We start from the raw sequence: 12,616 nt of genomic DNA on the forward strand, positions 1-12,616 counted from the left end.
GGGTGTCGGGGGTCAGAGGAATTTGCGCGCCTCTGCTTCGGTCTGCAACACCATATCGAGCACCAATGCGGCAGGGTCAAGGTTGACCGCACGCCCGTGTCGCGCTCGTGCGCCGAGGCTTTGGCTTAAACCTGCATAAGCGCGGGCGGCATCGGCATGGGGCGCAAGGCGGGAAAAGAGCGCCGCTTCGCCCGGAACAGCCTCGGGGCCGGGGCCGGTAATGCCCGCGCGCGCCAACCGTGCCATGAACAGGTCAAACAGGGTCAGGATCATGGAAAAGCGGGCCTCATTGGCCTTGCCCGCAGCACTTTCGGCAAGCTTCAGCACCGCTTGCCGGTCAACCTGTGGCAAGCCTTGAAAAATGGCCACAAGGCTGGCGTAAATCTCAATTCCGCCCGCTTGGGCCAGCGTGATCGCCGCCCCGACAGAGCCGCTGGACAGCTCCGACAACGCAGCACTGTCCGCCTCTACCCCGGCTTGCGCCAATGCGGCCCCCATATCGTCCGCGCCCAAAGGTGTCAGCCGCAATTCGCGGCAGCGCGACCGGATGGTGGGCAGTAGGCGCGAGGGTTGATGTGCGACCAGCAAAAGCGTTGCGCGCGCAGGCGGTTCTTCCAGCGCTTTCAGAAGGGCATTTGCCGCGTTCGGGTTCATTTCATCGGCGGCATCAATGATGACCACCCGCCGCCCGCCATCGGGCGCGCTCAGCCCGAAGAAACCTTGCAGTTTGCGCATGACATCCACTGTGATGTCGCGCTTGAGGTTGCCCTTGTCATCATGCCCGCGCCGGATGACCAGCAGCCCGCCATCCGCACCGGCATGTAGGCGGCGCGCAACGGCGTGATCGTCGGGAATATCCAGCGTCAAGGGCGGCTCTGGGGCGAACATGCCGCCATCCTGCGCAGGCTGTGCCAGCAAGAACCGCGCAAGCCGCCACGCAAGCGTGGCCTTGCCGACCCCGCGCGGCCCACATAAAAGCCAGCCATGATGCAGTCTGCCGGAATTATAAGCTTGCAGAAAAGCGGCTTCAGCTTCGTGCTGCCCAAACAGCACGGGGGTTTCGCGCGGATGCGGTGCCCCTTCGATCTGGTCGGGGGTGGGCAGATCGGCGCGCTCGTTCATGTGGCGCGCACATCAAGCCAGTCGCGCATATGTGCCATGATATCCTCGGCGACGACATCCTGCGGGCGCGCACCATCAATCACGCAGATACGCTCTGGCTGTGCCTTGGCCAGATCCAGAAACCCCGCGCGCAAAGCTGTCTGAAACCCTGCGCCCAGTTCTTCAAAACGGTCCTCGCCCGAGTGGCGCGCAAGTCCGCGTGTCAATGCGGCATCCGGGTCCATGTCGATCAGGAATGTCAGGTCTGGCTCGATGCCGATGACCAGATCATGCAGCTTGTCCACAAGCGGGCGCAAGCTGGCGCGGGCGGCACCCTGATAGACGCGTGTGGAATCGGCGAACCTGTCGCTGATGACGATGCGTCCGGCCGCCAGCGCAGGGCGGATAGTTTTTTCCAGATGATCCCGCCTTGCGGCGTTGAACAGCAATATCTCGGTTTCGGCTGACCACCGCTCTGGCGCGCCCTCGACCAGAAGGCGGCGGATTTCTTCGGCACCCGCCGCACCCCCCGGTTCACGGGTCAGAACGATATCATGTCCCTGCTTTTGCAACCCGTCAGCCAAGGCGCGCGCCTGCGTCGATTTGCCAGACCCGTCAATCCCCTCAAAGCTGACAAAGACGCCTGCGTGCGCTGCCTGTGTCATGCCTAGTTCATCGCCTCGCGCGCCGTGCCCATGACCATGCCCAGCAGACGCTGCGCAGAGGCGGTCGCGCGCACCGCAAAGCCACCCTCGGCCACATCGGCGCCTGCCACCAATGGCAGCCGAGTCTCGCCCATCTCTGGAATATCTATGATCAGCGTGCCAAGTTCATCGCCCGCTGCAATCGGTGCGGGCAGGGGGCTTTCATACACCACCCGCGCGTCAAAATTGCGCGAACCGATTGCCGGAACCAGAAGCTCCGCGCTTTCGGACAGCACAAGGGGCACAGACTGGTTCTCGCCCAGCCAGACAGGGGCTTCGGCCATGACCGTGCCTGCTTCGCCGATGCTGACCATGGCAAATTGCCGGAAGGCCCAGTTGATGATCGCCTCGGCTTCCTGCACACGCGCGCGCTCACTGTCCAAGCCGCCAAAGGCAAAGACGATGCGCCGCTCTCCTTGCTGCACAGAGCCTGTCAGCGAATACCCCGCCGCCGAAGTAAAGCCGGTTTTCAGCCCGTCCAGCCCGACACCTGCCCCCAACAAAGGCACGCGGTTGGGTTGGGTGATCCCGCTCCATGTGAATTCGGGTTCTGACAGATAGGAGTAATACTGCGGGTAATTGGTGATGATATGTTCGGCCAATATGCCCAGATCGCGCTTGGACATCAGATGATCCGGGTGGGGCCAGCCAGAGGAATTGACCAGCGTTGTGTTGCGCATACCCAATTCGCGCGCGCGCCGGGTGGCCAGTTGGGCGAATGCTTCCTCGGTGCCAGCCAGCCCTTCGGCCACAACAACGGTTGCATCATTGCCCGAAAGCACTGCAATTCCGCGGATCAGGTCTTCGGCTGTGGGCCGGTCGGTCGGTTCCAGAAACATGCGCGAGCCGCCCATCTGATAGGCGCGTTCGGACACGGTAAAGGTTGTTTCAAGCGTTGTGCGGTCATCCTCGATGGCCTCGAACAGCATCAGCAGTGTCATCAGCTTGGACATAGAGGCAGGCGGCAGCGGCACATCCGCGGCCTTGTCCAGCAAAACCGTGCCTGTCCGCAGGTCGCGGACATAGGCCGATGTTGCGTTGGTTTCAAAACCACCAACAGTTTGCGCCGCAGCCTGACCAGACAGGCCAAATACTGCAACGATGGCACCCGCGCTGACGGCTATCGCCTGCCTAAGACCCTTGTGCATTTCTTTTCCCCAAAAGCTGACGTCGTGTTTATCTGCGCACTGTGTAGGCGTCATTAAAGCCCAGCGACTTGACGCGTGCAAGCATCTGGCTTTGCTCGGCCTGTGTCTGGGCCGGACCAATGACGACGCGCCAAAATGCGTTGCCCTGTGTGCGTCCTTCGACCACGCGCGCTGTCAATCCTGCATTCCGCGCCATGGTTTCGGCATTGCCCGCATTCGCTTCAACGCTGAAGATACCCAACTGGATGAAAGGCCGCTCCAATGTCGAGGTGGCCTGAGCTTGCGCTTGCGGTACCGCAGGCGGCGCGTCGGCGACAGCGGGTTCCTGAGCGGCGGTCGGCGCTTGTGTCTGTGTTGGCGCTGCCGCTTGGGCAATTGGTTCGTCCAGTGGCTGCGTCTCTATGCCTTGAATCTCAGGCTCGGCAGGGGCACTGCGCCCGAATAGCCGTCCAAGAAAGCCACCGCGCGGCTGCTCCTGTTGCGGCTGGGCTTGCGTTGTGACCATCGGTTGTTCTGATGCTTCTGCCTGATCCGGGCTGCTGGTCTGCGCCATCTCGGTGGGCGCGCTGCCTTGGGCAGACGGGGTATCGGATGTCGGTTCTGCACTGGCGGGGCCGCCGGTGTCGATGTCTTCGCTTCTCAGCGCAACCACTTCAATCTCGGTCGGGGCGCCCGCCAGTATGCCAATCGCGTTGGCTGCTTCTGCGGATACCTGAAAAGCGGGGCCGGGATTCATCCGCTCGCGCCGAAACAGCGCGCCGATGGTTTCCTGTCCGTTGGCGGTGTTGCGGATGATGACACGCTCGGGCGATTGCGCATCAGGGTGTGCAACCCATGCGCCGCCAAGGGATGGCCGCCCATCCCACAATGCTGGCTCTCGCTTCGAGAATACGCTGGCATCCTCAACGTCGCGCTCGACGACTTGTCCGCCGCGCGATGCGATAGCACCCCCGCCAGAACTAGAGGAGTTGCTGCCATCCATACAGGCCGCAAGACTTACACTTACAATGAGCCCGAGGCCCAGAAACCGATACCTGACACTGCGCATTCTGCCTCTCTCCGCATTCTAAACGTCCTGATCTGGTGTCAGGTTTGCGCAGACCCTTGCCTGCGGTGGAAATATCCTACACCAATCACCGGCTTTCGACAGCCCATAAAGCAATAACTTGTCTTTCAATGGCACATTGTAGCGAGGGTGTGATCAATGCGAAACCGTACGTTTGCGTGACCCGAGAAATTAACGCGTATCGCGCCACCGGTTGACCAGCGGATAGCGGCGGTCCAGCCATAGGGCCCGCATGGTCAGTCTTGGCCCCGGTGCTGCCTGATGACGCTTCCATTCCGAGATATAGATCAGGTGCTCGACCCGTTTCACCGTGGCTTGGTCATACCCCTGTGCCACCAGTTCACCGACCGACATGTCCTGCTCCATCAGCGCCTCAAGAATGGCGTCAAGTTCGGGATAGGGGGGCAGGCTGTCATCGTCGCGTTGATCGGCGCGCAATTCGGCAGACGGGGGCTTGTCGATGATACGGGGCGGGATCACCTCGCCCGCAGGGCCTGCCATCCAGTCGCGGTGATTGGCATTGCGCCAGCGGCATGTCTCGAACACGCGGGTTTTATACAGATCCTTGATCGGGTTATAGCCGCCATTCATGTCGCCATAGATGGTTGCATAGCCGACAGCGAGTTCGGATTTGTTGCCAGTCGTCAGCAACAGCGCACCCGTCTTGTTGGACAGAGCCATTAACAGCGTGCCGCGCAGGCGCGACTGGATGTTTTCTTCGGTCACATCGGGGGCCAACCCGGCAAAAAGCGGGCCAAGTGCCCCTTCGACCGCAGCGCGTGGCCCTTCTATGCTGATCTCATCCAGCTTGCAGCCCAGACGCCGCGCCAGATCAGCGGCATCTTCCAGACTGTGCGGTGAGGTGTATTCCGAAGGCAGCATCAAACAATGCACATTTTCCGCGCCGATGGCATCCGCCGCGATCACGGCGACCAGTGCCGAATCAATACCGCCTGACAACCCCAGCACAACCTTCGAGAACCCCGATTTGCGCAAATAATCGCCAAGGCCCACGACCATTGCGCGGTAATCCTGTTCCCAAGTGTCGGGCAGATGCGCTCTGGCTCCGGGTTCGGCGCGCCATCCGTCCAAACCCCTGATGAAATCCACCGTGGCGAGGGCTTCTTCATGGGCGGGCAGTTGCAAGGCAAGCTGTCCACCGGGATTGAGCACGAAGCTGGCACCGTCAAAAACCTGATCGTCCTGCCCGCCGACAAGGTTCAGATAGATCAGCGGCAGGCCCGTCTCGACCACGCGCGCGACCATATGTGTCATGCGGGTATCATAGCGCGCGCGCGCATAGGGCGACCCATTGGGCACAAGCAGCAATTCCGCCCCCGATTCTGCCTGCGCTTCGGCCACATCTTCCAGCCACGCATCTTCGCAGATGGGCGAGCCGATGCGAATGGGGCCTGCACGGTAGGGGCCAGAAATCTCGCCCGATGAAAATAGCCGCTTTTCATCGAACACAGAAGTATTGGGCAGATGATGCTTGCGGATTACGGCGGATATTTTCCCACCCGACAGAATGGCCCAGCAGTTGAACAGCGCGCCATCTTGCACCAAGGGCACGCCAATGCCCATAATCGGCCCCTCGGCGCAATCGCGCGCCAGAGTGTCCAGCGCATCGCGCAGATCGGCCTGAAAGGCAGACCGCCAGACCAGATCCTGTGTCTGATAGCCAGACAGGAACATTTCCGGCAGCGCCACCATATCCGCGCCAGCCGATTTTGCCTGATCCCACGCATCACGCGCTTTCGCGGCATTGCCGGGAATGTCGCCCAAAGTCGGGTTAAGTTGTGCAAGGGTCAGTCGGAAGCGGTCAGACATGAAATCGGGCCTTCGCGGGCAAACATTCTGCCCCACATATCATGCTGACCGTCCAAGGAAAGGGGGCGGTGCCGCGCCAGGTGAAACAGTGTCGCAAGGACGGGCATAGTGCGGGTCCGCGCGTCGCGCGGTGCGGGGCAGACGTCTTGGTGGCCAAAGCCCTTGCCAGCCCGCGCGCCTCGCAATAGGCTTATAGCCAAAATACAGGGAGATCTGCGTCATGTCCTCAGGCAATGATGTAACACGTGCGCTTGTTCTTGCGATGGGGTTGGGCCTTGCGCTGCCTGCCTTTGCACAAACTGACGGGCTTATGACCCGTCAGTATGAGGATGGCGGCATCTATGAAGGTGAATTCCGCGACGGGTTGCAGCATGGCGAGGGCACATATCGTTTGCCCAATGGCTTTGAATACACTGGCGAATGGGTCGATGGCGAGATCAGTGGCACAGGCATTGCGCGCTACCCCTCCGGCGCGATCTATGAGGGGACGTTTGCCGCAGGCAGGCCGCATGGCACTGGAAAGATGACCTTTGCGGATGGGTCCACCTATGAAGGGGCATGGATCGAAGGGCGCATCGAGGGCGAGGGCGAGCGGCGCTTTGCCAATGACTCGGTCTTTGTTGGCAGCTTTGTCGATGGCCAGCCCCATGGCGAGGGCGTTCTGACCCGACCAGACGGCTACCGCTATGAGGGCGGCTGGGTTGAGGGGCTGCGCGAAGGAACCGGGCGCATCACATATGTTGATGAGACCGTCTATGAAGGCGAGATGCTTGCAGACCAACGCCACGGCATGGGGGTGCTGACCAACCCTGACGGCTTGCGCTATGAAGGTGAGTGGCGCGAGGGGCAGTTGCACGGTGAAGGCGAGTTGCGTCAGGTCAATGGCGATGTCTATACCGGCACGTTCCGCGCTGGGCTGCGCGATGGTGCCGGTCAGGTCACGCAAGCTGATGGTCTGGTATTTGAGGGCACATTTGTCAGTGACATGCGCGAAGGTGAAGGGCGTCTGAGCGGGCCGGACGGATATCTGTATGAGGGCACATGGGTTGCCGGTCAGATCGAGGGCGAGGGCCGTTTGGAACAGCCCGACGGTTCGGTCTATGTCGGGCAATTCCGGGCAGGCCTGCCAGATGGCACCGGCGAGATCACCTATGCCGACGGCGCCACCTATGAGGGCGAATGGCGCGAAGGCCAGTTTCACGGCGAAGGGCGCGCGGTTTTTGCTGACGGGTCAGTCTATGAGGGCGGCTTTGTTCAAGGGCTGTCCGAAGGGCAGGGCGTCATGACTTTTGCAGATGGGCGCGTCTATACTGGCGATTTCGCAGGGGGTGAATTGCACGGTGAGGGTGAAATGACCTACCCCGACGGGTCGGTCTATCAGGGCCAGTTTACCGAAGGCGCGCGCCAAGGGCAGGGCCGGATCGAGTTGGCAGACGGGTTTGTCTATGAGGGCGAATGGTCCGGCGGTCAGATTACCGGCGAAGGCATTGCCACCTATGCGACTGGCGATGTCTATGAAGGCGAGTTTCTGGATGGCCAGCGCAGTGGCCGCGGCGTGCTGCGTTACGCCACTGGCGAGGTGTTGTCCGGCGATTGGGAAGACGGGCAAATGACAGTGCGCGATGGAGACTGAGCGCCGCCGCTGTCAACTTGGGCACAAGTGATCTGATGCCCAAGATGCGCCGCAAATCCGAGCTTGCCGAAAAGGTATGCGCCGCGTGTGGCCGCCCGTTTACGTGGCGCAAGAAATGGGCGCACGTCTGGGACGAGGTGCGTTATTGCTCTGACAGGTGCCGCACTGAAGGGCGGCGAGCGCGCCCAAAGGACTAGCCCTCAATGCGTTAGGCGCGGTTTCGCCTCATGCACTTTGCGATAGCTGGAGGGCGGTTGCCCAATCTGCAGCGAGAAGGCGCGCGAGAAGTAGCTTGGTGTCGAGAACCCCAGATTGCGCGCGATGTCCTGAACGGGAATATCTGTTTCCATCAACAGCTTGCGCGCTTCATACAAGCGGCGGGTCTGGATCATGTCCAATGCCGTGCGCCCGCAGCTTGCACGACAGGCGCGCGTCAGATGCGTGGGGGTCACGCCAAGCGCGGTCGCATAATCGGTCACATTCAAAGATGACCCGAATTCGCGCTCCAGCAATGCGGCGTACCGTGCGGTCAGGCGTTCATTGGCGTTGAGCTGCGTCATCTCAGCCGCATTCTCGCCCTGATGCGCCGCATTGTGCCGGTCCAGCCAGATCGCCAAAAGGCCAAGCTGGTGATAGGCGGCCTGATCGGCCTTTGGGCGCTGGCCTTCAACTTCGCGTTGAACATAATCAACGAGTTGTGACACTTCGGCATGTTGGGATGCGTCGCGCAGGCGCAGGTGCAGCGCGGTTTCAGGCAGCTCCAGCCCGTGGCGCGCGCCAAAATAGATGGCGGTTCCCTGCACGCGGGTCAGGGCCTGCATCCCGTGCAATGTTCCTGCCGGAATGAAGATTGCGTTATGCGGATGAAAGCCGCGTGTTCTGGCACCGATTGTGATGCGCCCTTGTCCGTTGGTAATCCACAAAAACAGCGGCTCGCGTAATGCGCGCATTGTTTCCAGCTGCCATTTGGGTGCAGCGGCCAGCTTGCTGATCGGCACCAGACGCAGGCGCGTTGGTTGCTCGGGTATGATCTTCATTTTGCTTCGTCCCCTATATCCACCAATGATTACGGGATGATGCGTATAGGGGAAGATGTTTCGTTCACGGCCATGTGAGTTTTGTCACAGTTAGGGCCGTGGCGTTGCAAATTGGTGACTCTGTCAAACAAGGGGTATCCACGCGCGCATCCGGTTGCGAAACCATGTGCGCTGGCGCTTGGCATATTGCCGCGTGGCAAGTGTTGCGGCCTGCTGGGCCTCTGGCAACGACATGTGCCCTTTGAGATGGGCAATCAGTTCGGGCGCGCCAATCGCTTTTGCCCAAGGTGCGGCGGGGTTCCAATGGGGCAGGGCCGCGCGCGCCTCTTCCAGCGCGCCCTGCGCCATCATCACGGCAAAGCGCGAATCGATTCGCGCATTCAGCCATTCAACTTGCGGGTGTATGACGAATGCGGTTGCCTGCGAGATGGGCAGCACTGGCGGCGGCGTCCGGGCTTGCCATTGAGCAAGACCGGTGCCTGTTGCGTGCAACACTTCCCATGCGCGCTGCACGCGTGCCGGGTTGGCGGCGTCGATCTGCGCGCGTGTTTGGGGGTCAAGCTCTGCCAGCAGCGCGCCCGCCCCCTCGGATGCAAGGCGCAAATCGGCCTGTTCGCGCAGCGCAGGCGGGGTCGGGGGGATTTCGACCAAGCCTTCGGTCAGCGCGCGAAAATACAGGCCAGTGCCCCCGACAATGATGGGGTTGGGGTGCGCGCCCAGCAAACGCGACACATCGCGCAGCCAATGCCCCACGGACCAATCCTGATCGCGGGCCACAGTTCCATACAGATAATGCGGCACCAGCGCGCAATCAGCCGCATCGGGGCGCGCGCTCAAGACCTGCCACATGTCATAGACCTGCAACGCATCGGCATTCACGATCACACGCCCTTGGCTTTGGGCCAAACGCAGCGCCAGCGCCGATTTTCCGCTGGCTGTGGGGCCGGCCAGCAGCACCGGGCGCGCCGGATCAGGCGGATTTTTGCGCAGCCTGTCCAGTGCCAGTGCCAGCGGATCGGGTATTTTGGCCATGCTGCCCTGCTTTCAGATTGAACCTGCCTGCGTTTTCCGACATTTTGCCAAAAGTTGAAAGCGGTGTGCCGCATCTTGTATGGCTGTCGCGCTTTGCGGAAAGGAAACTACAATGCCGGACACCCCTCAGACCACCTATAAACGCGTCATGCTGAAAATCTCGGGTGAGGCGCTGATGGGGGATCAGGGGTTCGGGCTGCATCCGCCCACTGTCCAGCGTATCGCCCGAGAGGTGAAATCGGTCCACGACATGGGCGTTGAAATCTGCATGGTCATTGGCGGCGGCAACATTTTCCGCGGGCTTCAAGGCTCTGCTCAGGGGATGGAGCGCACACAGGCCGATTATATGGGTATGCTGGCAACCGTGATGAACGCGCTGGCCATGCAAACCGCACTGGAAGAAGAGGGCGTCTTTACCCGTGTGGTCAGCGCCATTCCCATGGACCAGATCTGCGAGCCCTACATCCGCCGCCGCGCTGTGCGACATCTGGAGAAGAAGCGTGTCTGCATTTTCGCCGCCGGAACCGGAAACCCGTATTTCACCACCGATACTGCCGCCGCATTGCGCGCCTCCGAGATGGCGTGTGAGGCGATCTTTATGGGCAAGCAGGTTGACGGCATTTATGACAGCGACCCCAAAACCAACCCTGATGCAAAGCGCTATGGCGAGATCAGCTATGACGACGTGTTGCGCGCAAACCTCAAGGTGATGGACGCCTCTGCTATTGCGCTGTGTCGGGACAACAAGATGCCGCTGATCGTTTTTTCGCTGGATGAACCGGGTGGTTTCGGCGGGATCGTGCGCGGTGAGGGAACATATACCCGCGTACATGCGTAAACATGCCACGCAAGTGGCTTACAAAAACTGTGGCATCGCGCTAAAAGGCCGGATACGGCCAGCAAATACGCCGCACCAGACGAGGAAACTATCACATGTCAGATGAAATCGAGATTGATCTGGATGACCTCACACGCCGGATGGACGGGGCAATGAGCGCGCTCAAGACCGAATTCGGCTCGTTGCGCACAGGCCGCGCCTCGGCTTCGATGCTAGAGCCGATCATGGTCGAAGCTTACGGGCAGATGACGCATATCAATCAGGTTGGCACTGTGAACGTGCCAGAGCCGCGCATGGTCACGCTGAATGTCTGGGACAAGTCGCTGGTCGGCAAGGTCGAGAAAGCCATTCGCGAGTCGGGCCTTGGGATTAACCCGCAGTTGAACGGCACTATCATCATGTTGCCAATCCCCGAGTTGAACGAGGAGCGCCGCCGCGAGTTGACGAAGGTGGCCGCACAATATGCCGAGCATGCGCGTGTGGCCGTACGCAACCTGCGCCGCGACGGTATGGACCAGATCAAGAAAGCTAAGGCCGCTGGAATGAGCGAAGACGAGCAGAAACTGTGGTCTGAAGAGATACAGGAACTGACTGACAGCTATATCGGCAAGATCGACAAGGCGCTGGAACACAAGCAGGAAGAGATCATGCAGGTCTGAATCTGACCGCTAAAAGGAACTGCCATGACATTCGATCAGCCCAGCAACGGCGAAGACCCGGCCCATTCTAATCATCTGCATGTTGCAGTGATCATGGACGGTAATGGCCGCTGGGCGTCCAATCGCGGATGGCCGCGTTTGGTAGGGCACCGCAAGGGCGCCGAACGCGTGCGCGAACTGGTCAATGCCTGCCCGGAAATAGGTATCAAATATCTGACGCTCTATGCGTTCTCGACAGAAAACTGGAAGCGCACCACTGAAGAAGTGATGGGGCTGATGTCCTTGTTCGCCCGCTATATCAAACGCGAGGCGGGGCGCATGGACCGCGCGGGCGTGCGGATGCGCATCATCGGGGACCGAACCCGCCTCGACCGCCACCTCAGAGAGTTGTTTGACTGGGTCGAACACGCAACTGCGGATAATGACCGCGTGCATCTGACTGTTGCGATCAATTATGGCGGGCGTGACGAAATACGCCGCGCCACGGCAGCCATCGCGCGCGAGGTCGCCGCTGGCAAGCTGCGTGCGGAAGATGTGAATGAAGAGATGATTGCGAAGCATCTGGATACGCATTTTCTGCCGGACCCTGATCTTGTGGTGCGCACCTCTGGCGAAACGCGGGTGTCGAATTTCCTGCCGTGGCAGGCCGCTTATTCGGAATATGTCTTTACGCCGGTCTTGTGGCCGGATTTCACCCCTCAGACGATGGATACCATCCTTCAGGCATTTGGCACCCGTGAACGCCGCTTTGGCGGGGTGCTCAAGTGAGTGGCCAGTCGGGCAGTTTCACGGATTTGCGCGACCGCTCTGTTTCGGGTGCGCTTATGGCACTGGTGGGGATTGGTGCCGTCTGGGCCGGTGGGCTTTGGTTTACGGTGCTGGTCTGTGCGCTGTGTGGGCTGATGGTGTGGGAGTTGACCAAGATGCTGGACAGCGCCGCACCTTTTGGCAAGGCCGAGGGTGCGGGGGGGACGGCAGCGGTGGCGCTGCTGGTGTTCTGGTTGCAGCTGTCAGGGGGCTTGTTGCTGGGCGCTCTTGCCCTGTCGGCGCTGCTGTTTGCGTGGCGTTTCCCCAAGGATCGGGGCATTGCTGCCGCCTATTTGGCGCTGATCCTGTTTGCAGGGCTTGGCCTGATCGCGCTGCGCGACAGTTTCGGGTGGGTCTGGGTCTTATGGCTGGTGTTGCTGGTCATCGGCTCTGACGTGGCGGGGTATTTCGCCGGACGCCTGCTAGGTGGACCCAAGCTGTGGCCGCGCGTCAGCCCGAAAAAGACATGGTCCGGCACTGTTGCGGGCTGGGTGCTTGCGGTGGTGATCGGGTTTGTCTTTATGTCAATTCTGGGCGCAGGGATCGGGTTGGTGCTGATCTCGGTTTTGGTTGCAATGGCAGGGCAGGCGGGTGACATTGCCGAAAGTGCGATCAAGCGCTACGCAGGCGTCAAGGACAGCTCGAACCTGATCCCCGGTCATGGCGGTGTCATGGACCGGTTTGATGCCATGATCGCTGCGGCCCTGATGATGCTGGTGCTTACCGAAACAGGGCTGATTGCCCTGATTTTGATCTGACGG

Annotated in this window: 13 protein-coding genes; 6 read left to right on the top strand and 7 right to left on the bottom strand. The window is 60.7% G+C overall.

Annotation, left to right across the window (positions count from 1 at the left end; translation table 11 throughout):
• Window positions 1-12 precede the first annotated feature (12 nt).
• The 5 genes from BD293_RS05260 to BD293_RS05280 all read right to left on the bottom strand — a co-directional run bounded on the left by BD293_RS05260 (window position 13) and on the right by BD293_RS05280 (window position 5,849).
• The gene (locus BD293_RS05260; RefSeq protein ID WP_142080176.1) at window positions 13-1,122 is read right to left on the bottom strand and encodes a DNA polymerase III subunit delta'; all 1,110 of its coding nucleotides are present in this window, start codon (window positions 1,120-1,122) and stop codon (window positions 13-15) included.
• On the bottom strand, window positions 1,119-1,766 hold the full coding sequence (tmk, locus tag BD293_RS05265; protein ID WP_142080177.1) for a dTMP kinase: 648 nt from the start codon (window positions 1,764-1,766) through the stop codon (window positions 1,119-1,121). Before tmk ends, BD293_RS05260 begins: the two co-directional genes overlap by 4 nt.
• Before the next feature lie 2 nt (window positions 1,767-1,768).
• The gene (locus BD293_RS05270) at window positions 1,769-2,953 is read right to left on the bottom strand and encodes a D-alanyl-D-alanine carboxypeptidase family protein (RefSeq protein ID WP_142080178.1); all 1,185 of its coding nucleotides are present in this window, start codon (window positions 2,951-2,953) and stop codon (window positions 1,769-1,771) included.
• 28 nt (window positions 2,954-2,981) lie between these two features.
• Complete coding sequence (locus BD293_RS05275; RefSeq protein WP_142080179.1) at window positions 2,982-4,001, bottom strand: SPOR domain-containing protein; 1,020 nt, start codon at window positions 3,999-4,001, stop codon at window positions 2,982-2,984.
• A 189-nt stretch (window positions 4,002-4,190) separates the two neighbouring features.
• Window positions 4,191-5,849 carry an NAD+ synthase gene (locus tag BD293_RS05280; protein WP_142080180.1) on the bottom strand — a complete coding sequence of 553 codons (1,659 nt, stop codon included), beginning with the start codon at window positions 5,847-5,849 and terminating at the stop codon, window positions 4,191-4,193.
• Window positions 5,850-6,069: 220 nt separating this feature from the next.
• On the opposite strand from BD293_RS05280, the gene BD293_RS05285 reads away from it, so the two are divergent.
• A complete protein-coding gene (locus BD293_RS05285; protein WP_142080181.1) occupies window positions 6,070-7,482 on the top strand; it encodes an MORN repeat-containing protein in 1,413 nt (470 codons plus the stop codon).
• Between the two features lie 35 nt (window positions 7,483-7,517).
• Window positions 7,518-7,679, top strand: a complete 162-nt coding sequence (locus tag BD293_RS05290) for a DUF2256 domain-containing protein (RefSeq protein WP_142080182.1) — start codon at window positions 7,518-7,520, stop codon at window positions 7,677-7,679.
• Window positions 7,680-7,682: 3 nt separating this feature from the next.
• On the opposite strand, the gene BD293_RS05295 is transcribed toward BD293_RS05290, so the two are convergent.
• On the bottom strand, window positions 7,683-8,519 hold the full coding sequence (locus BD293_RS05295) for a helix-turn-helix transcriptional regulator (protein WP_142080183.1): 837 nt from the start codon (window positions 8,517-8,519) through the stop codon (window positions 7,683-7,685).
• 123 nt (window positions 8,520-8,642) lie between these two features.
• Window positions 8,643-9,551 carry a tRNA (adenosine(37)-N6)-dimethylallyltransferase MiaA gene (miaA, locus tag BD293_RS05300; protein ID WP_142080184.1) on the bottom strand — a complete coding sequence of 303 codons (909 nt, stop codon included), beginning with the start codon at window positions 9,549-9,551 and terminating at the stop codon, window positions 8,643-8,645.
• Window positions 9,552-9,663: 112 nt separating this feature from the next.
• Between miaA and pyrH the strand changes: the two genes are divergently transcribed.
• From pyrH to BD293_RS05320, 4 genes are all read left to right on the top strand, one after another.
• On the top strand, window positions 9,664-10,389 hold the full coding sequence (gene pyrH / locus BD293_RS05305) for a UMP kinase (RefSeq protein WP_142080185.1): 726 nt from the start codon (window positions 9,664-9,666) through the stop codon (window positions 10,387-10,389).
• A gap of 95 nt (window positions 10,390-10,484) precedes the next feature.
• The gene (gene frr / locus BD293_RS05310; protein ID WP_142080186.1) at window positions 10,485-11,048 is read left to right on the top strand and encodes a ribosome recycling factor; all 564 of its coding nucleotides are present in this window, start codon (window positions 10,485-10,487) and stop codon (window positions 11,046-11,048) included.
• A 24-nt stretch (window positions 11,049-11,072) separates the two neighbouring features.
• Window positions 11,073-11,816, top strand: coding sequence for a polyprenyl diphosphate synthase (gene uppS / locus BD293_RS05315; protein WP_142080187.1), 744 nt, complete (start codon window positions 11,073-11,075; stop codon window positions 11,814-11,816).
• Window positions 11,813-12,613, top strand: a complete 801-nt coding sequence (locus tag BD293_RS05320) for a phosphatidate cytidylyltransferase (RefSeq protein WP_142080188.1) — start codon at window positions 11,813-11,815, stop codon at window positions 12,611-12,613. The genes uppS and BD293_RS05320 overlap by 4 nt, the downstream gene beginning before the upstream one ends.
• The last annotated feature ends 3 nt before the right edge of the window (window positions 12,614-12,616 follow it).

It is taken from the genome of Roseinatronobacter monicus (genome assembly GCF_006716865.1).
Taxonomy (GTDB): domain Bacteria; phylum Pseudomonadota; class Alphaproteobacteria; order Rhodobacterales; family Rhodobacteraceae; genus Roseinatronobacter; species Roseinatronobacter monicus.